At 72.4% G+C, this 23,030-nt stretch carries 18 protein-coding genes and 2 tRNA genes; 13 read left to right on the plus strand and 7 right to left on the minus strand.

Annotation, left to right across the window (positions count from 1 at the left end; all coding sequences use genetic code 11):
• Window positions 1-59 precede the first annotated feature (59 nt).
• Entirely contained in the window at window positions 60-1,010 is a 951-nt protein-coding gene (locus tag SKED_RS10295) for an aldo/keto reductase (protein ID WP_012867091.1), read from the plus strand.
• A 79-nt stretch (window positions 1,011-1,089) separates the two neighbouring features.
• On the opposite strand, the gene SKED_RS10300 is transcribed toward SKED_RS10295, so the two are convergent.
• A complete protein-coding gene (locus SKED_RS10300) occupies window positions 1,090-1,404 on the minus strand; it encodes a hypothetical protein (RefSeq protein WP_012867092.1) in 315 nt (104 codons plus the stop codon).
• Between the two features lie 331 nt (window positions 1,405-1,735).
• On the opposite strand from SKED_RS10300, the gene SKED_RS10305 reads away from it, so the two are divergent.
• Window positions 1,736-1,936 (plus strand): DUF5703 family protein, encoded by a 201-nt coding sequence (locus SKED_RS10305; protein ID WP_012867093.1) that lies wholly within the window; start codon window positions 1,736-1,738, stop codon window positions 1,934-1,936.
• 58 nt (window positions 1,937-1,994) lie between these two features.
• On the opposite strand, the gene SKED_RS10310 is transcribed toward SKED_RS10305, so the two are convergent.
• The 4 genes from SKED_RS10310 to SKED_RS10325 all read right to left on the minus strand — a co-directional run bounded on the left by SKED_RS10310 (window position 1,995) and on the right by SKED_RS10325 (window position 8,161).
• Entirely contained in the window at window positions 1,995-3,332 is a 1,338-nt protein-coding gene (locus SKED_RS10310; RefSeq protein WP_012867094.1) for a M20/M25/M40 family metallo-hydrolase, read from the minus strand.
• 139 nt (window positions 3,333-3,471) lie between these two features.
• Complete coding sequence (locus tag SKED_RS10315; protein WP_012867095.1) at window positions 3,472-5,571, minus strand: M3 family metallopeptidase; 2,100 nt, start codon at window positions 5,569-5,571, stop codon at window positions 3,472-3,474.
• Window positions 5,572-5,673: 102 nt separating this feature from the next.
• Window positions 5,674-6,798, minus strand: a complete 1,125-nt coding sequence (gene ald, locus SKED_RS10320; protein WP_012867096.1) for an alanine dehydrogenase — start codon at window positions 6,796-6,798, stop codon at window positions 5,674-5,676.
• A gap of 22 nt (window positions 6,799-6,820) precedes the next feature.
• On the minus strand, window positions 6,821-8,161 hold the full coding sequence (locus SKED_RS10325; protein ID WP_052293886.1) for an AI-2E family transporter: 1,341 nt from the start codon (window positions 8,159-8,161) through the stop codon (window positions 6,821-6,823).
• Window positions 8,162-8,372: 211 nt separating this feature from the next.
• Between SKED_RS10325 and SKED_RS10330 the strand changes: the two genes are divergently transcribed.
• Both SKED_RS10330 and SKED_RS10335 read left to right on the plus strand, forming a co-directional pair.
• Complete coding sequence (locus tag SKED_RS10330; RefSeq protein ID WP_012867098.1) at window positions 8,373-12,302, plus strand: Pls/PosA family non-ribosomal peptide synthetase; 3,930 nt, start codon at window positions 8,373-8,375, stop codon at window positions 12,300-12,302.
• Window positions 12,302-13,642, plus strand: coding sequence for a M1 family metallopeptidase (locus SKED_RS10335; protein ID WP_012867099.1), 1,341 nt, complete (start codon window positions 12,302-12,304; stop codon window positions 13,640-13,642). The genes SKED_RS10330 and SKED_RS10335 overlap by 1 nt, the downstream gene beginning before the upstream one ends.
• A gap of 13 nt (window positions 13,643-13,655) precedes the next feature.
• On the opposite strand, the gene SKED_RS19010 is transcribed toward SKED_RS10335, so the two are convergent.
• A complete protein-coding gene (locus SKED_RS19010; protein WP_143755710.1) occupies window positions 13,656-14,336 on the minus strand; it encodes a 4'-phosphopantetheinyl transferase family protein in 681 nt (226 codons plus the stop codon).
• 122 nt (window positions 14,337-14,458) lie between these two features.
• Here SKED_RS19010 and SKED_RS10345 point away from each other — a divergent pair.
• Window positions 14,459-14,541: transfer RNA gene (locus tag SKED_RS10345), tRNA-Leu, on the plus strand.
• Between the two features lie 79 nt (window positions 14,542-14,620).
• On the opposite strand, the gene SKED_RS10350 is transcribed toward SKED_RS10345, so the two are convergent.
• Window positions 14,621-15,247 carry a dihydrofolate reductase family protein gene (locus SKED_RS10350; RefSeq protein ID WP_012867101.1) on the minus strand — a complete coding sequence of 209 codons (627 nt, stop codon included), beginning with the start codon at window positions 15,245-15,247 and terminating at the stop codon, window positions 14,621-14,623.
• A 254-nt stretch (window positions 15,248-15,501) separates the two neighbouring features.
• On the opposite strand from SKED_RS10350, the gene SKED_RS10355 reads away from it, so the two are divergent.
• From SKED_RS10355 to SKED_RS10390, 8 genes are all read left to right on the plus strand, one after another.
• Window positions 15,502-15,584, plus strand: a tRNA-Leu gene (locus tag SKED_RS10355).
• A 325-nt stretch (window positions 15,585-15,909) separates the two neighbouring features.
• Window positions 15,910-16,437, plus strand: a complete 528-nt coding sequence (locus SKED_RS10360; protein WP_012867102.1) for a DUF6790 family protein — start codon at window positions 15,910-15,912, stop codon at window positions 16,435-16,437.
• Between the two features lie 112 nt (window positions 16,438-16,549).
• On the plus strand, window positions 16,550-17,626 hold the full coding sequence (locus SKED_RS10365; protein ID WP_012867103.1) for a LacI family DNA-binding transcriptional regulator: 1,077 nt from the start codon (window positions 16,550-16,552) through the stop codon (window positions 17,624-17,626).
• 163 nt (window positions 17,627-17,789) lie between these two features.
• On the plus strand, window positions 17,790-19,073 hold the full coding sequence (locus SKED_RS10370; protein ID WP_042439039.1) for an extracellular solute-binding protein: 1,284 nt from the start codon (window positions 17,790-17,792) through the stop codon (window positions 19,071-19,073).
• The gene (locus tag SKED_RS10375) at window positions 19,070-20,014 is read left to right on the plus strand and encodes a carbohydrate ABC transporter permease (RefSeq protein WP_012867105.1); all 945 of its coding nucleotides are present in this window, start codon (window positions 19,070-19,072) and stop codon (window positions 20,012-20,014) included. Before SKED_RS10370 ends, SKED_RS10375 begins: the two co-directional genes overlap by 4 nt.
• A 4-nt stretch (window positions 20,015-20,018) precedes the next feature.
• Window positions 20,019-20,927: a carbohydrate ABC transporter permease gene (locus SKED_RS10380; protein WP_012867106.1), complete on the plus strand. Its 909-nt coding sequence runs from the start codon at window positions 20,019-20,021 to the stop codon at window positions 20,925-20,927.
• The gene (locus tag SKED_RS10385; RefSeq protein WP_012867107.1) at window positions 20,924-22,504 is read left to right on the plus strand and encodes a glycoside hydrolase family 43 protein; all 1,581 of its coding nucleotides are present in this window, start codon (window positions 20,924-20,926) and stop codon (window positions 22,502-22,504) included. The genes SKED_RS10380 and SKED_RS10385 overlap by 4 nt, the downstream gene beginning before the upstream one ends.
• Before the next feature lie 116 nt (window positions 22,505-22,620).
• Complete coding sequence (locus SKED_RS10390) at window positions 22,621-22,992, plus strand: VOC family protein (protein ID WP_012867108.1); 372 nt, start codon at window positions 22,621-22,623, stop codon at window positions 22,990-22,992.
• Window positions 22,993-23,030: the final 38 nt, after the last annotated feature.

A 23,030-nucleotide genomic window follows, 5' to 3' on the forward strand; every position in this document is an offset into this window, starting at 1 on the left:
GGACCCGCCGACGGGCACGCCGTGCACGCACGCCCCGACGCTCCACGTAGTCTGCGGGGATGGAACACCGCCGCCTCGGCCGCACCGGCCTGCACGTCTCCGCGATCGGTCTGGGGACCATGACCTGGGGTCGCGAGACCGACGCGCAGGACGCCGCGGAGCAGCTGCGCGACTTCGCCGACGCCGGCGGCACGCTGGTCGACACCGCGGGCTCCTACGCCGACGGCGCGAGCGAGGAGATCCTCGGCTCCCTGGTCGGCTCGGTGGTGCACCGCGACGACCTCGTGCTGACCACCAAGGGTGGGCTGCGCCGCTCTCCGCAGGGCACGGTCGTGGACTCCTCCCGGCGCGCCCTGCTCTCCGACCTCGACGCGTCCCTGGCCCGGCTGGGCACCGACCACGTCGACCTCTTCCTGGTCCAGGCGCCCGACCTGGGCACGCCGCTCGACGAGACGGTCGCCGCCCTCGCGCACGCCGTGTCGTCCGGCCGGACCCGCTACGTGGGCCTGTCGAACCACAGCTCCTGGCACATCGGGTACGTCGCGGGTCGCCTGGCCGGCAGCGACGGCCCGGGCCTCGCGGCGGTCGAGGTGGAGCACTCGCTGCTGGCCCGCGAGGTCGAGCGCAGCCTGGTCCCCGCGTCGCAGGCGCTCGGCGTCGGCGTGCTCGGGTGGTCTGCGCTCGGCCGTGGCGTGCTGACCGGCAAGTACCGGGGCACCGTGCCGCCGGGGTCACGCGGCGCCTCGGCGCACCTCGCCGGGTTCGTCGAGCCCTACCTCTCCGGGCCGGCCTCGTCCGTGGTCGACGCGTTGTGCACGGCTGCGTCAGGTCTCGGGCGCTCGCCGCTCGAGGTCGCGCTCGCGTGGCTGCTCGAGCGCGGCTACCTGTCGTCGGCGATCGTCGGGGCGAGGACCCCGGCGCAGCTGCGCGAGATCCTCGGCGCCGACGGCCTCGAGCTGCCGTCGGCGGTGAGCCGGGCCCTCGACGACGTCAGCGCGCCGCAGGCCTGACGGACGCGCGGCCGACGGGCACGGTGCTGGCGCGCCGCGCGGCTGACGCACCGTCGGGGTGTGGGAGAGGTCGCCGACCTCAGCCGCGGTAGCCAGACTCGTCCGCGTCGTCGAGGTCCGCACCGTCGATCTCGTCGTCGTCGAGGTCGTCCTCGTCCACGTCGTCGTCGTGCTCGCCGTCGTCGTCCTCGTCGTCGTCCGCGAGCACGAAGGGCAGCGCCTCGCCGTACGAGTTGCCGATGGCCTCGTCGTAGACGTCGAAGGCGTCGGCCAGCACGTCGTAGGCGTCGTCGACGGAGGCGTCCTGGTCGCCGCGTGCGCTGCTCACGGCCCCGTGGTGGGCTTCGAGTGCGGCGACGAGACGATCAAGGGCGGCGCGGGGGTCGACGGTCATACCCTGACCGTAGCGCCCCACCAGCCCGAATGGCACCACGCAGACCCTGCGACTTCAGCACACCCCGCACGACGCTCGACCGCACCGCGCCCTCCGCAGCACCGCCCGGTCCGCGACGGCGGCCGCTGCAGGCGGGAAAGGCGGCCGCCGCAGGTCGAGACCGTGGCCACCCCAGGCCGCTGTCAGCAGGCTTTGGTACGTTCGGCGGGTCGATCGAGGCGTCCCCGGTGCCCCCGACGGCACGCGAGAAGGTGGTGGGACCATGGATCGTCACAACCCCGGGGGTTCCCCCGCATCCCCAGCACCGACCCAGCCGCGCGTCCGGCCCACCATGTGGGCCGAGGACGGCGGCCAGTACGAGTACCGCGTCATCTCGATCCCCCGGGAGCAGGGCCGGTCCGAGACCCGCCGGATGCTCACCGACGAGGCCGAGTACGGCCGGTGGGAGCTGGCCCGCTCGGTGCTCTACATGGGCGGCGCGCGTCGGGTGTGGCTGCGCCGCAAGATCATCCGGGTGCGCAGCACGCTCTGAGCCGCGGGCCCTGCCCAGGGCCGTCCCCCGGCAGGGCCGTCCCCGGGCAGACCCCGCGTCAGCAGGTGGCGAGGAGCCGGTCGAGGACCCTCGTGCCGAACTTCAGCGAGTCCGTGGGGACCCGCTCGTCGACGCCGTGGAACATCCCCGGGAAGTCCAGGCTCTCGGGGAGCAGCAGGGGCGCGAAGCCGTAGCCGGTGATGCCGAGCCGCGCGAGCGACTTGTTGTCGGTGCCGCCCGAGAGCGCGTAGGGCAGGACCACGGCCTCTGGGTCCTCGGCGAGCAGCGACGACGTCATGGCGTCGACGAGGTTGCCGCTGAAGGGGACCTCGAGCGCGATGTCCTGGTGGATGGGCTCGATCCGCACGTGCTCTCCGGCGAGCTCGCGGAGGGTCGCCATCGCGGACTCCTCGTGCCCGGGCAGGAACCGCGCGTCGACCGTCGCCTCGGCTCGGCCCGGGATGACGTTCGCCTTGTACCCGGCGGCGAGCTGGGAGGGGTTCGAGGTGTTCTGGACCGTCGCCCCGACGAACCGGGCGGCAGACCCCATCGCGTCGATGAGCGCGTCGACCGTGGCCGGGTCCTCGGGGTCGAAGGGCAGGCCGGTGAGGTCGCAGACCCCGCGCAGCAGCGCCTCGACCGTCGGCGTCATCACGTACGGCCATCGATGCTGACCGATGCGTGCGACGGCTGCCGCGAGGTGCACCACGGCGTTGTCCGTCTGCACCTGCGAGCCGTGCCCGGCACGTCCGTCGGCGATCAGACGGAGCCAGCCGATGCCCTTCTCGGCGGTCTGCAGCAGGTACGCCCGCTGGCCGTTGATGGTGGTCGAGAAGCCTCCGACCTCGCTGATCGCCTCCGTCGCACCCTCGAAGAGCTCGGGGCGGTGGTCGACCGCCCACCGGGCGCCGAGTGCACCTCCGGCCTCCTCGTCGGCGAAGAACGCGAGCACGACGTCGCGCGCCGGCTTGCGTCCCTCGCGGACCATCTGGCGGACGACGGCGAGCATCATCGCGTCCATGTCCTTCATGTCGACCGCACCGCGGCCCCAGAGAAGACCGTCGATCTCCTCGCCGCCGAAGGGGTCGACCCGCCAGTCGTCGGCCTGGGCCGGCACGACGTCGAGGTGACCGTGCAGCACCAGGGCGGGACGGGTCGGGTCGAGCCCGGGCAGCCGGACCACGACGCTCGCGCGGCCACGCTCGGACTCGAACAGCTCGGGCTCGAGACCGACCTCGTGCAGGGAGGTCATGACGTACTCGGCCGCCGCACGCTCACCGGGGCCGGACCCGTCGCCGAAGTTCGACGTGTCGATGCGCAGCAGGTCCTGACAGATCTGGACGACCTCGTCCTGGGCGCTCGGGACTGGGGTCGGTGCGGTGTTCTGTGAGGTCATCCCCCCACGCTACCTGCCACGCGGCGGCGCGGCCGAGGTGCCCGGAGAGCGGTCGCGCCGCATCACGCGCACCGGCCACGACGGTCTGGTGGGACCGCCGTGGCCGGGAGCGGGGCTCCGGAGGTGACCGGTGGCCTCGTCAGACGAGGCCGCGGCGGGCCAGCAGCGGGGCGATCTCGGGCGCCCGCCCGCGCAGCTCGCCGAAGGCCTGCATCGGGTCGGTCGACCCTCCGCGGGACAGCAGCGCGGCGCGGAAGCGGTCGCCCGAGGCGCGGTTGAGGACCCGGCCGTCGGCGTCGGCGTTCTCGCGGAACCACTCGACGGTCTCCGCGTCGAGCACCTCGGACCAGATGTACGAGTAGTAGCCGGCCGAGTAGCCACCGCCGAACACGTGGTTGAAGTACGTGGTGCGGTAGCGGGCCGGGACCTCGGAGAGCGCGACGCCGGCGGCCTCGAGAGCGGCCGCCTCGAAGGGCAGGACCTCGTCCACGGAGCTCGGGACCTGCTCCGGGGTCACCTGGTGCCAGGCCTGGTCGAGGAGCGTCGCGGCGAGGTACTCGGTCGTCGCGAAGCCCTCGTTGAACAGGCGGGAGTCGAGCATGGTGCGCACCCACTGCTCCGGGAGCGGCTCGCCCGTGACGTGGTGGACCGCGTAGGAGCGCAGGATCGACTCGTCCCACGCCCACATCTCGTTGACCTGCGAGGGGTACTCGACGAAGTCGCGCGGCACGTCGGTGCCCGAGTGCGAGGGGTACCGGACGGCGGAGAAGAGCCCGTGCAGCGCGTGGCCGAACTCGTGGAAGAGCGTGATGACCTCGTCGAAGACGAGCAGCGTGGGCTCCCCCGCCGGCGGCTTGACGATGTTCAGGTTGTTGACCACGACCGGCAGCTCACCGGTGAGGTAGCTCTGGTCGACGAGGTTGTTCATCCACGCGCCGCCGCGCTTGGACTCGCGCGTGTAGTAGTCGGCGAGGAACAGGCCCATGCCGGCGCCGTCGGTGTCGAAGACCTCGAAGACCCGCACGTCGGGGTGGTAGCCCACGAGGTCGGTGCGCTCGGAGAAGGTGATGCCGTAGAGCTTGGTGGCGGCCTTGAAGACGCCGTCCTGGACGACCTTCTCGAGCTCGAGGTACGGGCGGAGCAGGGCGTCGTCGAGGGAGTAGCGCTGCTTGCGGACACGCTCGGCGTAGTAGGCCCAGTCCCAGGCCTCGAGCGTCGCGCCCGGGTCGCCGAGGTCGGCGACGAGCGCCTCGGTGAGGTCGAGGGCCTCCTTGCGGGCGTTCGCGGCCGCGGCCGGGGCCAGCGGGGCGAGCATCGCGTTCACGGCCTCGGTCGTCTTGGCGGTGGCGTCCTCGGCGATGTACGCCGCGTGGTGGTCGTAGCCGAGCAGGCGGGCGTGCTCGGCCCGCAGCCGGGCGAGCTCGACGACGATCTCGCGGGTGTCGGTGTCGTCACCGGTCGCCCCGCGCGTCACCGAGGCCTCGTGCACCCGGCGGCGCACGTCACGACGGGCGAGCGAGGCGAGCACGGTCTGCTGCGTCGGCAGCTGCATCTCGAGGAGGTAGCGCCCCTCCTCGCCGCGATCGGCGGCGGCCTGCGCGGCTGCCGCGATCGCGTCGTCGGCGAGGCCCTCGAGGTCGGCGACGTCGTCGACGAAGACGCTCGCCGCGTTCGCACCGGCCAGGAGGCGCCGCCCGAAGGCCGCCTCCAGCGACGTGGTGCGCGCGTTGAGGTCGCGGAGCGTCGCCTGGTCCTCGGCGCTCAGGTCGATGCCCGAGCGGCGGAAGTCCTGGAGGAGGTTCTCGAGCAGCCAGCGGGTGTCGTCACCGGCCTCGACCTCGCCCGCGCGGACCGCGGTGTCGAGGGCGACGACGCGGGCGTAGAGGCGCGCGTCCATGTAGATGGTGTCGTGGTGCGCCGAGAGCTCGGGGGCGAGCGTCTCCTCGATGTCCTCGAGCGCAGGGCTCGCGTCGGCCGAGGCGACGTTGTAGAGGACGGTGAGGGCTCGGTCGAGCACCTCACCGCTCGTCTCGAGCGCCTCGAGGGTGTTCTCGACGGTCGGCGGGTTCGGGTCGGTGACGATCGCCTCGATCTCGGCGAGCTCCGCGGCCATCCCGGCGCGCACCGCCGGGATGTAGTGCTCGTCGCGGATCGCCGAGAAGTCGGGCAGGGCGTAGGGAAGGGTGGACCGGCTCGCGAAGGGGTTGCTCGCGTCGAGCTCGTGGGAAGAGTCAGACATGACTCCATTCATACGTCACGAGCCGTCCGAGGTCGACAAGCCACGACGAGACGGGCCCACCTGACCCGCGCCCCCGTCTGCGGTCGCGCCGTCCCTGCCCGGTCAGACGGCGGGTGCGAACCTCTCGACCCACCCGAGCCCGTGCGCCTGCGCCACCTCGCGGTGGGCGAGCGTGCCGTGCAGCGTCGCGAGCCCGGCGGCGAGGGGCGCGTCGGCGGCGAGGGCCTCGAGGTCCCGTGCCCCGCCGAGCGCTGCGAGGCGGGCGACGTACGGCAGGGTCGCGTTGGTGAGCGCCTGCGTGCTCGTCACCGGGACCGCGCCGGGCATGTTCGCGACCGCGTAGAAGACGCTGCCGTGCACCCGGTAGGTGGGGTCGCTGTGCGTCGTGGCTCGCGTGCTCTGGAAGCAGCCGCCCTGGTCGACGGCCACGTCCACGAGCACCGAGCCCGGGCGCATGCGGGACACGAGCTCGTCCGAGACCAGCCGGGGCGCCCGGGCACCGGGGACCAGCACCGCACCGACCACGAGGTCGGCTCCGGCGACCTCGCGGTCGAGCGCGGCGGCCGTCGAGGTCACGGTCCGCACGGTCCCGCGGTGCTCGCGGTCGATCGAGGCGAGCACCGGCGCCTGCAGGTCGAGGACGGTGACGTCGGCCCGCATGCCCAGCGCGACCTGCGCTGCGTTGCGCCCGGCGGTGCCGCCGCCGAGCACGACCACCTTGGCCGGACGGGTCCCCGGGACGCCGCCCATGAGCAGTCCCGCTCCCCCGGCCGGGCTCGTGAGGTGGTAGGCGCCCACCTGGGTGGCCAGCCGCCCGGCGACCTCGCTCATCGGGGCGAGCAGCGGCAGCGAGCCGTCTGCGAGACGGACGGTCTCGTAGGCGAAGGACGTGGTGCCGGCGTCGAGCAGCGCCTGCGTGCACGCGCGGTCGGCGGCGAGGTGCAGGTAGGTGAAGAGGGTGAGGTCGCTGCGCAGGAACCGGTGCTCCGACGGCTGGGGCTCCTTGACCTTGACGACCAGCTCCGCCTCCGCCCAGACCTGCTCGGCGTCGGCGACCACACGCGCGCCCGCAGCCGTGTAGTCGGCGTCGGTCACGGAGGACCCGACCCCGGCGCCGGACTGCACCAGCACCTCGTGGCCCGCCTGCACCAGGTGGTGGGCGCCGTCCGCGGTGAGGGCGACCCTCAGCTCGTCCTGCTTGGTCTCTGTCGGGACTGCGATGCGCATGGGTCTCCTTCGCCGCGGCGGGTCACGCCGTGCTGGTCGGTGGGTCCTGCGTGGTGCGTGGGTCCTCGGTTGTGGGGGAGGTCGTCGTGGACGGGGTCGTCGTCCTGGTGGTCGGGTCCTGGCCGGCAGGTCGTGTCGTGGGGACGGTCACCGAGACCGCGGCCTCGTCGCCGTCGCCCTCGCCGTCGTCGGACTCGTCTCCTCCGTCGTCGTCCTCGTCGTCGTCGAGGTCCTCCGGCATGGGCGGGTCGAGGGTGCGCAGCTGGGAGTAGACGGCCCAGGCGACCGCGACCAGGGGGACGGCGATGACCGCGCCCAGGATCCCGGAGAGCAGCGTCCCGGCCGTCACCGAGATCGCGACGACCACCGGGTGCAACGACACCTGCCGTCCCATGACGAGCGGCTGGAGGACGTGCCCCTCGAACTGGCCGATGAGGGCGATGCCGACGCCGACGAGCGCGGCCTTCCAGATGCCGTCGGCCGCGAGCGCCACGACCATCGCGATGACCATCGCGGCGGGGGCACCGATGAGCGGGATGAACGCGCCGATGAGCACGAGCACGGCGAGCGGGGCGGCGAGCGGCACCCCGAGGATCGTGAGGAAGATGCCCGCGAGGATCCCGTCGGTGACGGCGATGATCACGGTGCCGCGGGTGTAGCCGGAGAAGGTGTACCAGCCTGCGCCGCCGACGACCTTCCAGGTGTCGCGGAGCCGGCTGGGCAGCTGGTTGAGGAACCAGGACCACATGCTGTCGCCGCGGGCCAGGAAGAAGATGGTGCAGAAGAAGGCCAACGCGAGGGCCGTGAAGATCTCGAAGACGGTGCCCGCCTGCTCGAAGGCCGTGCCGGCGATGTCGCCGGCGTGGTCCTGGACCCACTGGAGGCCGTCGTCGAACCAGCCGCGCATGTCGTCGACCGTGATCGAGAAGGGCAGCGGTCCGTTCTCGAGGAACTCGAAGATCTGGTTGGTGCCGCTCTCGAACTGGTCGGAGAGCTTCTGCCACTGGCCGGCGACGGAGGCGACGACGTAGGCGAGCAGCCCGCCGATGACGAGGATGCCGCTGAGCAGCGCGAGGGCTGTCGCGAGGGCCCGGGGCATCACCTTGGCGTAGATGTTGACGACCGGGCGGAGCACGGCGGAGAAGACGAGGGCGACGAACAGCGCGATGAAGACGAGCTGGACCCGTGAGGTCGCGAAGACGACGAGGCCGATCGCGATGGTCACGATGATGAGGCGCCAGGCCCAGCCGGCGGAGGACCTGAGCCAGAGCGGGACGGAGTCCTGCGGGGCAGCCGGGACCGGTGGGCGGATCGACGCCGTGCTCCGACGCACTGCTGCGCTCCGTACCCGCTGCCCCGACATGATGCTCTCCTGCTCTCGTCTGCTGACCTGCACGCCCGATGCGGGTCGTCCACCTGCGACACTATCCGTTCGGGAGGTCCCGTCCTGCTGCGCCGCGCTGTGCAGCCGGGGGCGGCGACGGGCACGCCCAGACAGTCTGGCGCAGCGCGGCGGCTCGTGCTCGTCGCACAGCATTCATGCATCGTTCACCTGCGCGAGGGATCGTCCGACCATGACCGTACCCACCACCCCGGGCCAGCCTGCGACAGGCCCCTCCTCGCTGCTGCGCGGCGACCTCGCGGCGCCAGAGCGCACGCTCGTCGACGTGTTCGGCGAGACGGTCGACCGGTACCCGGACTCCCCCGCCCTCGACAACGTGGCCGAGGTGCTCACCTACGCGGCGCTCGACGAGGCGACCGACGAGCTCGCCGGCGAGCTGGTCGGTCTCGGGGTGGGCCCGGGCGACACGGTCGGCGTGCGGATCAGCTCGGGGACGACGGCGCTGTACGTCGCGATCCTCGCGATCCTCAAGGCGGGGGCGGCGTACGTGCCGGTCGACAAGGACGACCCCGACGAGCGGGCCCGCACGGTGTTCGACGAGGCGCGCGTCGCGGCAGTGGTCGGCGACGGCCTGGTGGTCGCCGAGCGCGGTCCGCGGGCCTCTGCCAGGTCCGACCGCCACGACGGCCCGACGCCGTCGGACGACGCGTGGGTCATCTTCACGTCCGGCTCGACCGGGACCCCCAAGGGCGTCGCGGTCTCGCACCGCTCCGCGGCCGCCTTCGTGGACGCCGAGGCGCGGCTGTTCCTCCAGGACCGTCCCCTCGGCCCGGGCGACCGGGTCATGGCGGGGCTGTCGGTCGCCTTCGACGCGTCGTGCGAGGAGATGTGGCTCGCGTGGCGCCACGGTGCGTGCCTGGTGCCGGCGCCGCGGTCGCTCGTCAAGAGCGGCATGGACCTCGGCCCGTGGATGACGGCCAACGACGTCACCGTCGTCTCGACGGTGCCGACGCTCGTCGCCCTGTGGCCCCCGACGGCGCTCGACGGCGTACGTCTGCTGATCCTCGGCGGCGAGGCGTGCCCGCCCGAGATCGGTGCGCGGCTCGCGACCGCGGACCGTGAGCTGTGGAACACCTACGGGCCGACCGAGGCAACGGTCGTGGCCTGCGCGGCGCGGCTGACGACGGAGCCGCCCGTGCGGATCGGGACGGCGCTCGACGGCTGGGACCTCGCTGTGGTCGACGCGCAGGGCCAGCAGGTCGCCGACGGCGAGACCGGCGAGCTGATCATCGGCGGCGTCGGGCTGGCCCGGTACCTGGACCCGGTCAAGGACGCCGAGAAGTACGCACCGATGCCGTCGCTCGGCTGGGAGCGCGCCTACAGGTCGGGCGACCTCGTAGTCAACGACCCGGAGGGTCTGCTGTTCGTGGGGCGCGCGGACGACCAGATCAAGATCGGCGGGCGCCGGGTCGAGCTCGGCGAGGTCGACAGCGCGCTCCTGGCCCTCCCGGGGGTCGAGGCTGCTGCGGCCGCCGTCCGGAAGACCCGGTCCGGCAACACGATCCTCGTCGGGTACCTCACCCCCGGTCCTGGCTTCGACCTGACGAGTGCGATGGCCACGCTCCGGGCCACCATGCCCTCGGCGCTGGTCCCGCGGATCGCGCAGCTGGACACCCTGCCGACCCGCACCTCGGGGAAGATCGACCGCGACGCCCTGCCGTGGCCGCTGCCGAGCGCGGGAGCCGAGCCTGCCGCGGAGACGCTCGACGGGACCGCGGGCTGGGTCCAGGAGCTCTGGCTGCAGATCCTCGGGGCCGTCGTCACCTCGACCTCCGACGACTTCTTCGCGCTCGGGGGCGGCAGCCTCACCGCCGCTCAGCTCGTGTCACAGCTGCGCGGGCAGTTCCCCGAGGTGACCGTCGCCGACGTGTACGAGAACCCGTCGGTCGGCGCCCTGGCTGCCGCGCTCGACGGCATGGCCGCGCCCACCGGCCTGCGCAACACCGAGGTCAACCCGGTGCCGACCGCGACCCAGGCCGCGCAGGTCCTCGCGTCGGTGCCGCTGCGCACCGTCGCGGGGCTGCGGTGGCTCGTGTGGCTCGCGGCCGTGAGCACGGTGGTGGGCGACATGTTCTCCGTCACCTGGCTTCCGCAGGCCTCGTGGTGGTGGATCGGGCTCGGGGCTGTGCTGCTGGTGCTGCCGGCGGGCCGGATGGCGCTCGCCGCGCTCGGCGCCCGCCTCCTGCTGCGCGGTGTCGTCCCGGGACGCTACCCGCGCGGCGGTCGGGTGCACCTGCGGCTGTGGCTCGCCGAGCGCCTCGCCGACGAGCTCGGTGCGACGTCCCTCGCCGGTGCCACCTGGATGACCACCTACGCCCGGATGCTCGGCGCGCGGGTCGGCGCGGACGTCGACCTGCACACGATCCCGCCGATCACCGGGATGCTCACGCTCGGCGACGGCTGCTCGGTAGAGCCCGAGGTCGACCTCGTCGGGCACTGGCTCGACGGCGACGTGCTGCACGTCGGCGCGATCACCGTCGGCGAGCGGGCCCGGATCGGTGCCCGCACGACGCTCGTCGGTGGCGCGGTCGTGGGCGACCGCGCCGAGGTGGCACCGGGGTCCGCGGTCCTCGGGACGGTCCCGGTCGACGCCGCGTGGGCCGGGGCGCCCGCGCAGCGCACGGGTGACGCCCGCGGCCCGTGGGAGCAGGACCGTCCGCCCCGGCGTCGCCGCTGGGTGTGGGCCTACGCGGCCACCGCCGTCGCGATCAGCGGCCTGCCCGTGGTCGCGGTCGCGTGCGCCCTCGCCGTGGTGATCGGCCCGGTCGCCGACGCAGGCTCGGCCGGCGGTGCCGCGCTGCGGGCTCTCGTGCTCCTGCCCGTGGCCTGCGTGGTCGGGCTCGTGGTCCTCGCGGCGCTCGTGTGGGCCTGCGTGCGGCTGCTCTCGCGCGGGCTCACGAGCGGCATCCATGCCGTGCACGGACCGGGCGCGTGGCGCGCCTGGGCGGTCCTGCGGATCTTGGACGAGGCGCGCACCTGGCTGTTCCCCCTGTACTCGAGCTCGCTCACGCCGGCGTGGCTGCGGGCGCTCGGGGCAGACGTCGGCGAGGACGTCGAGGCCTCGACGGTCCTGCTCATCCCGAGCCTGACCACCGTCAACGACGGAGCGTTCCTCGCCGACGACACGATGCTGGGCATGTACGAGCTCGGCAGCGGGTGGCTGCGCGTCGAGCAGGTGAAGATCGGCAAGCACGCCTTCGTCGGGAACTCCGGGATGGCGGCGCCGGGACGCAAGGTCCCCAAGGGCGGGCTCGTCGCGGTGCTCTCGGCGGCGCCGCGACGCACCAAGGCCAAGGGCGGCACGTCGTGGCTGGGCAGCCCGCCGACGCGGCTGCGCAGGACCGCGAGCGACGTCGACCAGAGCCGGACCTACGACCCGCCGACGCGGCTGCGGGTGGCCCGTGCGCTCGTCGAGGTCTGCCGGCTCGTCCCCGTGATGGTCGCCGCGTCGCTGAGCCTCGGGGTCGTCACGGTGCTCGTCGCGGTCGCCGGCTCGCACGGCTGGGGGGCCGCCGCGCTCGTGTCAGGTCTCGTGCTGCTCGTCGCCGGTGCGCTCGCCGCCGCCGTGACCACTGCTGCCAAGTGGGCGCTCGTGGGCCGGGTCACGGCGACCGACCACGCGCTGTGGAGCTCCTTCGTGTGGCGCAACGAGCTCGCGGACACCTTCGTCGAGGTGGTCGCCGCCCCGTGGTTCGCGCGGGGCACGCTCGGCACGCCGGTGCTCGCCGTGTGGCTGCGATCCCTCGGCGCACGCGTCGGCCGCGGTGTGTGGTGCGACACGTACTGGCTGCCCGAGGCCGACCTCGTCGAGCTGCGCGACGGCGTGACCGTCAACCGCGGTTGCGTGGTGCAGACGCACCTGTTCCACGACCGGGTCCTCAGCCTCGACGCCGTCGTGCTCAAGCAGGGCGCGACCCTCGGACCAGGGAGCGTCGTGCTCCCCGCTGCGACTCTCGGCAGGCACGCTACTGTGGGCCCGGTGTCCCTGGTCATGAGAGGTGAGTCAGTGCCCGACAAGACCCGCTGGGTCGGCAACCCGATCGGCCCCTGGGTCGACGAGGAAGCCCCGACGCCCTCCCCGGCAGAGCCGGTGACCGCGTGATGACGGTCGAGCCCACCGCCGACCCCTATGTCCCCGGTCACGGAGACCCGGCCTACGACGTGCTCGGGTACGACCTCGAGCTCGACTACTCGGTCGAGACCAACAAGCTGTCCGGCACCGCGTCGCTGCGGGTGGTCGCCCGTGAGGACCTCGACCGGTTGACCCTGGACCTGCACGCGCTGCGGGTCTCCAAGGTGACCGTCGACGGCGCCCAGCCCGGCCGGTACTCCCAGCGCCCCGGGCGCCTCGTGGTCAAGACGCGTCGCCCGGTCGAGGCCGGGCAGGAGCTCACGGTGGTCGTCACCTACGCCGGCACGCCGCGCCCGATGCCCGGGCCCGACGGCGAGGCCGGGTGGGAAGAGCTGGCCGACGGCGCGATCGTCGCCTCCCAGCCGCACGGTGCGCCGTCCTGGTTCCCCTGCAACGACAGGCCGTCCGACAAGGCCACCTACCGGATCTCCCTCACGGTGCCCTCGGAGTACCACGTGGTCGCCAACGGGACCCTGACGAGCAGCCGGCGCCGGGCCAGCACCACCACGTGGGTGTACGAGCAGCCCGAGCCCATGGCCACCTACCTCGCGACCGTGCAGATCGGTCGCTACGTCCGGCGCACCCTCCACGAGGGGCCGACGCCCGTCCACGCGGTGTTCCCGCCGACCGCGGCCAGCGCCGTCGAGCGCGCCTTCGCCCGGCAGGGCGAGATGCTCGACGTGTTCGTCGACGCCTTCGGCCCCTACCCCTTCGCCGCGTACACCGTGGTGGTCACCGAGGACGCCCTCGAGATCCCCCTCGAGGCGCAAGGGCTGTCCGTGTTCAGCCAAGGGTTCCTCAGCACCGGCTGGGAGTCCCAGCGGCTCATCGCCCACGAGCTCTCGCACCAGTGGTTCGGCAACAGCCTCACCGCCTCGCGGTGGCAGGACATCTGGCTGCACGAGGGCTTCGCCTGCTATGCCGAGTGGGTGTGGTCCGAGGCGTCGGGCGGACGCAGCGCCGACGCTCTGGCCGACGAGCACCACGCGCGCCTCGCAGCGCTCCCCCAGGACCTGGTCCTCGGCGACCCGGGGACCAACGACATGTTCGACGACCGGGTCTACAAGCGCGGGGCGCTCACCCTGCACGCCCTCCGCGGCACGATCGGGGACGACGCGTTCTGGCGGACCCTCAGGGCGTGGGTGGCGGAGCACCGGCACGGCTCGGTGACGACCGCCGACCTCGTCGAGATCGCGACGCGCGAGTCCGGAGAGGACCTCGTCGACCTGTTCGCCGCGTGGCTCGCGGAGCCCGCGCTGCCCGAGCTGCCGAAGGCACGACGCTCCCTGCTGCGCCGGCTCAAGGGCTGAGCGCGGCAGGCGCTCAGCGGTCGCTGAGGTCGGCCGCGGACCGGGTGGTGATGACCGTGGGTGCTCGGCTGGCACCGTCTGGGAACAGGAGTGTCAGCGACGCGAGGAGCGCGGGCTGACCCGGCTCCTGCCCAGGCACGTCGAGGTCGACCATCTCCACGCCGCCGGGCGCGTCGTGCCCTTCCCAGCGGACAAGCTCTGGTGCGTCGTCCGGCGCGGTGACCTGGACGTCCCGCAGGTCGACCATGAGCCCGTCTCCGGTCGCCTTGACCAGCGACTCCTTGCGGACCCAGGTCCGAGTGCGCCAGGAGGCGTCGCCGTCCGTCTCGTCGCGGTGCAGGCCGACGCGCGCGAAGGTGTCGAAGCCCGCAGCGTCGACGTGCTCCACGTCGACGCCGACCGGGCCCGCCGTCGTGACGGCGACGACGGTCCGTCCGGCGGCCCGGCTGAGGCTCACGTGGACGGGACGCTGCTCGCCTCGGCCTGCTGCGCGACCAGCACTCAGCACGACCGGTCGCCCGTGGTCGCTGCTCGCGCACCGGGGGCACAGGCGGCCCGTCTGCACCTCGCCGGGGTCCATCTCGAGGTGTGCGGCGACGGCGTGACGCAGCAGGTCGTCCGGGCCACCGGAGGACGAGCCTCTCCCCCAGACGACGAGCACCTCGGGCGCAGAGCTGCTGGTCACGGAGGTCACCCGAGCATCGTGCCACGTGGTGCGCGTCACGAAGGCACCGACGGATTCCACACCTGGGTCCAGACCGTGCTAGATTTTCCGACGCACCCAAGGGAACGGAAACGTTCCCCGAAGGTCCACCTGTCCGGGTGGCGGAATGGCAGACGCGCTAGCTTGAGGTGCTAGTGCCCTAACGGGCGTGGGGGTTCAAGTCCCCCTCCGGACACAGCGCACGACAGCAGCATCATGGAGCGGCCCCGGGTTCACCCGGGGCCGCTCCGTCGTCCTGGGGCGTCCCCTTCGGACTATCGACCCTCCGCGTCGCCCGCCGACATCGTCCCCACCGCTGGTGTCCCGTCGAGGCGCTCGTAGCGCTGCAGCTGGACGCCGCCCGGTGTCGTCACAACCGGCTCGGCGAGCCGGAGGTTCGTGGGGACCGTGCCGGTGCCGAACACCCGCTTCCCCGCGCCGAGGAGGAGCGGGTAGACCCAGAGGTTGAGCCGGTCGAACAGACCGTCGGCGAGGAGCGTCTGCACCAGGTCGAGGCTGCCGATCACGTGGGTCTCCGCGTGCCGCTCTCTGAGCCCGCGGACGGCGTCGCCGAGGTCGGGGCCGAGCTGCTCGGCGCCCTCCCAGGCCAGACGCAGCGGATGCCGCGAGGCGACGTACCGCGGGACCGAGCTGAGCACGTCGGCGATGTGTCCCTGCTGGCGGGGCCAGTACTCGGCGAAGATGTCGTAGGTCCTGCGCCCGAGGAGCAGCGCGTCCATCGTCTCCATGCCCGCGACGACCTGCTCGCCGACCGTCCCGTCGGACAGCGGAGCCTGCCACCCACCGAACGCGAAGCCGCCCTCGGGGTCTTCCTCTGGCCCGCCGGGCGCCTGCGCGACGCCGTCGAGCGTGGTGAACAGGTCGATCTGGACGATCCCCATGGCTCGCTCCGTCGCTGTCGCGCGCCGGGCACCGTCACCCGACGACGTGGTTCTCCCGAGGCTGGCACGACGTCGCGCCGCTGGCAAGGGTGGGCGGGGTCGCTGGCAAGCGGTCGGCAGGATCGCGAGCGGCGGGAGCCGGACCTGTCAGACCTCTCGGACAACCCGGCCCCGGTGGTCGAGCACCCCCTCGAAACCGTGCTAGATTTTCCGTCGCACCCAAGGGAACGGAAACGCTCCCCGAAGGTCCACCTGTCCGGGTGGCGGAATGGCAGACGCGCTAGCTTGAGGTGCTAGTGCCCTAACGGGCGTGGGGGTTCAAGTCCCCCTCCGGACACAGCGCAGGACAGCACGACACCAGCATCACGGAGCGGCCCCGGGTTCACCCGGGGCCGCTTCGTCGTCCACGGGCGCCTCTGCGGCGCTCCGGGTCCACCACGGGTGGTTCTCGATCTCACCCCGGGGTGAGCCGTACGTCGTGCCCCGGGGTCCCTACGCTCGGTCGTGAGGCCCTCGTCGTGACCACGCCGACCGACACCTCGTCCCAGACGCCACGACGCTCGGATCCCGCAGGGGCGGACCTGACCTGGCACACGCTCCGGCACGCACCCGATCGACGCACCGGCGCAGGCAGCTCTCGAGACCGAGCCACGGAGACGACGATGACACGAGCAGCGGAAGACCTCCCCGTACCAGCGGGCGCACCAGCACCGACCCCGGGGCGTGCCTCCAGCAGGTGGCTCGGCCTGCTGCCGTTCATCGGCGTGATCCTCTTCGTCGTGACCGCAGTCCCGGTCCTCGTCTCGCGGGACGACGACTGGCAGCGGACGCTCCTGGTCAACGCCGTCGTCTACATGATCGGGTGGGCGGGGATCGGCGCGGGGATCTCACACCTGTTCTTCTCGGGCGCGATCTCCCGGTCGATCGGCTTCGACCGGTCGCCCTTCGAGCTCGAGGTCGGGTTCGCGGGCCTCGCCTTCGGGGTGACCGGGGTGCTCGCCGGGAGCCACGGGACGGAGTACTGGCTGGCGATCATCATCGCGAGCTCCGTCTACCGCGTCGGCTGCGGCCTCGGGCACGTGCGCAGCATCGTGCGGTCCCGCAACTACGCGGTGAACAACACCGCGATCCTCGTGATCGACTTCCTCCTGCCGGCGTTCCTGGTGGTCGCCTACGTCGCCTGGTCGTGAGACGCGGGGCGCGCCTCGGCAGAGCCCGTCGACCGCACCCGCGCCTCGACCCCGTCGCCCGGCGCAGCGCTGGCCCGACCAGCACGCGCACCTCGCGGCTAGGCTGTCCGTCGTGCCCGAGAACCGCAGGAGTGCCGACGCGCCGCGCAAGCCGACGGTCTACGACGTCGCGCAGGCCGCAGGCGTCTCGATCGCCACGGTCTCCTTCGTCTTCAGCAAGCCCGAGCGGGTCAAGGCCTCGACGGCCGAGCAGGTGCTCGCCGCCGCGGAGAGCCTCGGCTACGTGCCGAGCGCGAGCGCGCGCGGGCTGGCCCGCGGCCGGACGGGCGCGATCGGGCTGTACGCCTTCGACTACCTGCTCGACGCGGACGAGCTCGACGTCGTCCCGGGGACGGTCGGCGAGGGGCGCCTGTTCCCGCTCTACGCCGACGAGGTGCAGCGCGGCGTCCAGCTCGAGTGCCGCCGACGCGGCTTCGCCCTCATGCTGGGCGGCGCCCGGACGACCCCGCACCTGCCGCACGCCATCGACGTCGCCGGTCGGGTGGACGCGCTCATCGCCTTCGCCGGGGCCATGCCCGACAAGACGCTCACCCAGGTGGCCTCACGGATCCCGGTGGTCGAGCTGGGTGGGGCGGTGCGGCAGGAGGGCGTCCACACGATCTTCGTGGACAACCGGGAGGGCATGCTCGAGCTCACCCGCCACCTCCTCGAGGTCCACGGGTACCGGGACGTCGCCTACCTCGGCGAGCTGGGCACACCCGAGTTCGTCCAACGCTTCGACGGGTTCTCGTCCGCGATGCAGGCAGCCGGGCTGCCCGTCCCCGAGGTGCTGCCGGTGCACGCCGGCGACGACGCCACGACCATCGCCGTCGTCGCGAGGCTGCTGGCCTCCGGGTCTCTGCCCGAAGTCCTGGTGTGCGACACGGACCAGTCGGCCCTCGCCGCCGTCGACGCGCTGCGCGCAGCCGGGGTGACGGTTCCCCGCGACGTCGCGGTGACCGGCTTCGACGGGATCCTCGCGAGCCGCCTCTCGGCTCCCCCGCTGACCACCGTCCGGCAGCCGATGGAGCTCGTCGGGCGCTCTGCGGTGCAGATCCTCGCCGACATCCTGGCCGGTGAGAGCGACGCCGACCGGCACGAGCTCCTCGGGTCGGCCTTCGTGCTCGGCGGGAGCTGCGGCTGCTCCTGAGCAGCGCCGCCCTCTCCCACCTCTCACCCCCTCGCGGCAGGGTCTTGCGCTGCCGTTGTTAAGCGCTTAGATTCTGTCTGCGAGACATGGCTGCGCACCGACGCACAGCCACGGCAGCTCTCCCACCGCCGGCACGAGACGTGCACTCACGACAGGAACGATGATGATCCGACGACGACTGCTCGCCCCCACCGCGATCGCCGCAGCCGCAGCACTGCTGCTCGCCGGCTGCGGCCGCGACACCGACTCCCCCGCACAGGCCGACGACGCCGTCGAGCTCACGAGCGGCCCTGCCTCCGGCACCGTGACCATCTGGGCCCAGGGCACCGAGGGCGAGGCGCTCACCGAGTTCATCAAGCCCTTCGAGGAGGCCAACCCCGACGTCACCGTCAAGGTCACCGCAGTCCCCTGGGACTCCGCGCAGAACAAGTACCAGACGGCCGTGGCGGGAGGGACGACCCCCGACATCGGCATGCTCGGCAGCGACTGGATGCCCACCTTCGCCAACGCCCTCCAGCCCAAGCCCGAGGCGATCGACACCTCCGGCATGTTCGACTTCGCGACGACGTCGACCACCTTCGACGGCGTCGAGTACGCCGTCCCGTGGTACGTCGAGACCCGCGTGCTGTTCTACCGCACCGACCTCGCCGAGCAGGCCGGGTTCGACACCTTCCCCACCGACTGGGACGGCTTCAAGGCCCTCGCCCAGGCCTACCAGGACGAGGCCGGCGCCGAGTACGGCGTCGCGCTCCCCTCCGGCGGCTGGAACTCGTTCCTCAGCAGCCTCCCCTTCGCGTGGTCCAACGGGGCCGAGGTCATGGACGCCGACCAGACCACCTGGACGCTCGACACCCCCGAGGTCACCGGCGCCGTCGACTACATCGACAGCTTCTTCGCGGACGGCATCGCCAACCGCAACCCTGACGCCGAGGCCGGCTCGACCACCGCGGCCTTCGTCGACGGCTCCGTCCCGATGTTCATGAGCGGGCCGTGGGACATCCCCGGGCTCAAGACCGCCGGGGGCGAGGGCTTCGAGGACAAGTTCGGCGTCGGTCTCGTCCCCGCGTCGCCGGACGGCACCTCGACCTCCTTCGCCGCCGGCGCCAACCTCGCGGTCTTCAAGGACGCCGAGAACCCCGAGGCCGCGTGGAAGCTCGTCGAGTGGCTCAGCCAGCCCGAGGTCCAGGTCGACTGGTTCAGCGCCGTCAACGACCTCCCCGCCCAGGAGTCCGCCTGGGACGACCCGACGCTCACCGCAGACCCCAAGGTCGCCGGCTTCGGCGAGCAGCTCAAGAGCGTCAAGATCGCCCCGACCCTCACCACCTGGCCCCAGGTCTCTGCCGCGGCAGACACCCAGCTCGAGCAGATCCTGCGCGGCGACAAGGACCCGGCGGTCGCCCTCGGCGAGCTGCAGAGCACGGCGGACTCCCTCGGGACCGGGCAGTGACCGTCCTCACCAGGACCGGGCCCACCGGGACGGTCCGCCGTCCCGGTGGGCCCGGTCTCGCCGCCCGGCGCCGCCGGCGCACCACCGTCGTCGCCTACGCCTTCGCCCTGCCGTTCCTGCTGAGCTTTGCGATCTTCATGGTCTTCCCGCTGCTCAGCTCGTTCGTCATGTCGTTCACCGACTTCCGGTCGACGGACATCCCGGACCCGCTCGCGGTCGGGTTCGTCGGGGTCGAGCAGTTCACCGCGCTGTTCCAGAACCCGCAGTTCGTGCGGGCGCTGCTCAACACCGTGTACTTCGTGGTGGTGGGCATCCCGCTCACCATGGTCTGCGGGCTGGCGCTGGCGATCGCGCTCAACAACGGCATCACCCGGTTCCGCACCGCGTTCCGCGTGGGCTTCTACGCCCCCGTCGTGACGAGCATCGTCGCCGTGGCCGTCGTGTGGCGCTTCATCCTCCAGCCCGACGGACTGCTCAACGTGGTCCTCGGCTGGGTGGGCATCCAGGGACCGGACTGGCTCAACGACCCGCGCTGGGCGATGCCGGCGATGATCCTGCTCGCCGTCTGGCGCAACATGGGCACGCTGATGATCATCTTCCTCGCCGGGCTGCAGAGCGTCCCGACCGACGTCCTCGAGGCCGCGCAGGTCGACGGGGCGGGCGCCTGGAAGCGGTTCACCCGCATCACCCTCCCCCTGCTGCGCCCCACGATGCTGCTCGGCGGCGTGCTTCTCTCCGTGGGCTTCCTCCAGTTCTTCGAGGAGCCCTTCGTCATGACCAAGGGCGGGCCGCTCGACTCGACGCTCTCGATCAGCTACTTCACCTACAACCAGTTCGGGTTCGGCAACTACGGCACGGCGTCGGCAGCGAGCTACGTGCTCTTCGTGGCGATCGCGCTGCTCAGCCTCGTGCAGTTCCGGACCTTCCGACAGAAGGGCTGACGTCATGACCGTCACCGACGCCCCCACCACCCGGACGAGTCCCAGCCGCACGGCGTCGTCCTCCCCAGCGTCCCGACGGACCCGGCGCCCGCGCCGCGGCCTCGGTGCCCGCGCCGTCGTCTACGCGCTCCTCACGGGGGCCGTCGTCGTCACCCTGGTGCCCTTCGTCTGGATGTACCTCGGGTCCGTCAAGACGCAGCAAGAGCTGCTGCGCCGACCGCCGACCTGGTGGCCCGAGACGTTCACCTGGGAGAACTTCACCGCCTGGTTCGGCCGGCTCGACATCGCCACCTACTTCGTCAACAGCGTGGTGGTCGCGCTGTTCACCGTGCTCGGCACGCTGCTGTTCTGCTCGATGGTCGGCTACGCCCTCGCCAAGCTCGAGTTCGCCGGCAAGAGGATCGTCTTCGCGCTCGTGCTCGTCACGCTCATGGTCCCGGGGGTCGTCACCTTCGTGCCGCTGTTCGTCGTGGTGAGCAAGCTCGGGCTCGTCAGCACCTACGCGGCACTCATCCTGCCGTTCCTCGCCGGCCCGCTCGGCGTGTTCCTCATGCGCCAGTTCATCCAGGAGATCCCGGACGCCCTGCTCGAGGCGGCCCGCATCGACGGGGCCAGCGAGGTCCGGATCTTCGCGGGGATCATCATGCCGCTGTGCGGGCCCGCTCTCGCCACGCTCGCGATCCTCACCTTCCTCGGCTCGTGGAACAACTTCCTCTGGCCGCTGGTCGTCGCCCAGTCCGAGGACATGTACACCCTCCCGGTGGCGCTGTCCCTGTACTCGGTCGGCCAGAACTCGACGAACTACGGCGTCCTGCTCGCCGGGTCGGTGCTGGTGATCACTCCCGTGCTGCTCCTGTTCGTCGCCCTCCAGCGCTACTTCACCCAAGGCATCGCCGTGACAGGAATCAAATGACCTCCACCACCACCACACCCGTCTCCGCCTCGGCCGCACCTGGGCTCTCGGACCAGGAGACCGCGCCGCGGCGACCCGCCGACGCCACGCTCACGAGCGTGCAGCCGATCGTCCCGGGCTTCCACCCCGACCCCTCGATATGCCGTGTCGGCGACGACTACTACCTGGCCTGCTCCTCCTTCGAGTACTCGCCCGGCGTCCCGCTGTGGCACAGCACCGACCTGCTGACCTGGGCCCTCGTGGGCAACGTGCTCGAGCGCGACGACCAGTTCACGGCAGCGACCGCCGGTGCGAGCCAGGGCGTGTACGCCCCGACGCTGCGCCACCACGACGGGCGCTTCTGGCTCGTCACCACCGACGTGTCCGGGGGCGGGGGCCAGCTGCTCGTCTCGACCGAGGCCCCGGGCGGACCGTGGTCGTCGGCCACCCGCATCCCCGGGCTCGTGGGCATCGACCCCGACCTCGCGTGGTCGGCCGACGGCAGCTGCTACGTCACCTACTGCTCGACCACCGCCGACGCGCCGGGCATCACCCAGGCGCGCGTCGACCTCACCAGCGGCGAGGTGCTCGACGGACCGCACCGCCTCTGGCAGGGCAGCGGTCTGGCGCACCCCGAGGCCCCGCACCTCTACGAGCACGACGGCTGGTGGTACCTCGTGATCGCCGAGGGCGGCACAGAGCGCGGTCACACCGTCGCCGTCGCACGGTCGACCTCGCCCGAGGGGCCGTTCGAGCCCGCGCCGCACAACCCCATGCTCACGCACCGCAGCACCACGCACCCCGTGCAGAACACCGGGCACGCCGACCTCGTCGAGCTCGCCGACGGCAGCTGGGCCGTCGTCTACCTCGGGGTGCGCCCGGCCGGGACGACCCCGCTGTTCCACGTCAACGGCCGCGAGACCTTCCTCGCCGGCGTCGACTGGGTCGACGGGTGGCCCGTGGTCGACGAGCACCGGTTCTCACAGGTCCCGGTCGACCGTTCCTTCGTCGACGAGCTCGACGGGCCAGGGCTCCACCCCCGCTGGGTGGTGCCGAGCGCGTCGGTCGACGAGGTCGTCCGCGAGCAGGGGCGGGGTCGGCTCGTGCTGGCACCCGTCCAGTCGCCGTCGGGCGACGCGAGCATCCTCGCCGCACGGACCGCAGGGCTGCGCTGGCGGGCCGAGGCAGACGTCGACGCAGCAGCACCATCGGACGCGGCTCCGGAGAGCGTGGTCTCGTCGGGCGTCGCGCTGCGGGTACGGCTCGACGACGCGCACTGGTGCGAGGTGCTGCTCGAGGCAGGCGTCGCCCGCGCGGTCGTTCGGATCGGTCCGCTCGAGAGCGAGGTCGGCGCCGAGGTCGCTGTCGGTGCACGCCGCGTCACCCTGGTGGTCGAGGCCGCCGACCCGACGCACGCGGGTCCCGACGACCTCCGGCTGCTCGTCTCCCAGGACGGCACCGACACCGAGCTCGCCCGGGTCGACGGCCGCTACCTGTCGACCGAGGTGGCAGGCGGGTTCACCGGTCGCGTGGTCGGAGTCCGTGCTGTCGGCGGACCCGCCGTCGTCCACGCGTTCCGCTACGTCGACCGCGGCTGAGGCCGACGGGTTCGGCCACCTGTGCCTCGGCTGGACCGGGCCCGGGTCTGGTGCCGACGGGGCGTGAGGACGATGATCGAGAGGTCAGCGTCGCCCCTCGGTGAAGGAGCAGTCTCATGGACTTCAGGCTCGAGCTCGTCCAGGTCCCGGTCAGCGACATCGACCGCGCGAAGGCCTTCTACGTCGACCAGGTGGGGTTCGTGGCCGACCACGACGTCACCGTCTCCGAGGAGCTGCGGTTCGTCCAGCTCACGCCACCCGGCTCGGCGTGCTCGATCGTCCTCGACCTCACCATGACCGAGATGCCGCCGGGCTCTCTGCACGGGCTGCAGGTGGTCGTGGACGACGCCGACGCGGCGCGAGAGCACCTCCTCGCGCGCGGGGTCGACGCCCCGGCGGTGCAGGACCTGCCGTGGGGACGCTTCACCGGGTTCACCGACCCTGACGGCAACACCTGGGCGATCCAGCAGATCGTGCCGCAGGGGTGAGGCTGTCACGGTCCTGCCGCTAGGCTCGGGCGCACCCG

The organism is Sanguibacter keddieii DSM 10542 (genome assembly GCF_000024925.1).
Classification (GTDB): domain Bacteria; phylum Actinomycetota; class Actinomycetes; order Actinomycetales; family Cellulomonadaceae; genus Sanguibacter; species Sanguibacter keddieii.

What these genes read in the sequence shown, in the direction of transcription:
- SKED_RS10390 (WP_012867108.1), top strand. Translation starts at nt 22,621, where the DNA reads ATGGACTTCAGGCTCGAGCTCGTCCAGGTCCCGGTCAGCGACATCGAC.
- SKED_RS10300 (WP_012867092.1), bottom strand. Translation starts at nt 1,404, where the DNA reads ATGACCGTCGACCCCCGCGCCGCCCTTGATCGTCTCGTCGCCGCACTC.
- SKED_RS10295 (WP_012867091.1), top strand. Translation starts at nt 60, where the DNA reads ATGGAACACCGCCGCCTCGGCCGCACCGGCCTGCACGTCTCCGCGATC.
- ald (WP_012867096.1), bottom strand. Translation starts at nt 6,798, where the DNA reads ATGCGCATCGCAGTCCCGACAGAGACCAAGCAGGACGAGCTGAGGGTC.
- SKED_RS10370 (WP_042439039.1), top strand. Translation starts at nt 17,790, where the DNA reads ATGATCCGACGACGACTGCTCGCCCCCACCGCGATCGCCGCAGCCGCA.
- SKED_RS10350 (WP_012867101.1), bottom strand. Translation starts at nt 15,247, where the DNA reads ATGGGGATCGTCCAGATCGACCTGTTCACCACGCTCGACGGCGTCGCG.
- SKED_RS10385 (WP_012867107.1), top strand. Translation starts at nt 20,924, where the DNA reads ATGACCTCCACCACCACCACACCCGTCTCCGCCTCGGCCGCACCTGGG.
- SKED_RS10335 (WP_012867099.1), top strand. Translation starts at nt 12,302, where the DNA reads ATGACGGTCGAGCCCACCGCCGACCCCTATGTCCCCGGTCACGGAGAC.
- SKED_RS10380 (WP_012867106.1), top strand. Translation starts at nt 20,019, where the DNA reads ATGACCGTCACCGACGCCCCCACCACCCGGACGAGTCCCAGCCGCACG.
- SKED_RS10310 (WP_012867094.1), bottom strand. Translation starts at nt 3,332, where the DNA reads ATGACCTCACAGAACACCGCACCGACCCCAGTCCCGAGCGCCCAGGAC.
- SKED_RS10360 (WP_012867102.1), top strand. Translation starts at nt 15,910, where the DNA reads ATGACACGAGCAGCGGAAGACCTCCCCGTACCAGCGGGCGCACCAGCA.
- SKED_RS10305 (WP_012867093.1), top strand. Translation starts at nt 1,736, where the DNA reads ATGTGGGCCGAGGACGGCGGCCAGTACGAGTACCGCGTCATCTCGATC.
- SKED_RS10330 (WP_012867098.1), top strand. Translation starts at nt 8,373, where the DNA reads ATGACCGTACCCACCACCCCGGGCCAGCCTGCGACAGGCCCCTCCTCG.
- SKED_RS10325 (WP_052293886.1), bottom strand. Translation starts at nt 8,161, where the DNA reads ATGTCGGGGCAGCGGGTACGGAGCGCAGCAGTGCGTCGGAGCACGGCG.
- SKED_RS10315 (WP_012867095.1), bottom strand. Translation starts at nt 5,571, where the DNA reads ATGTCTGACTCTTCCCACGAGCTCGACGCGAGCAACCCCTTCGCGAGC.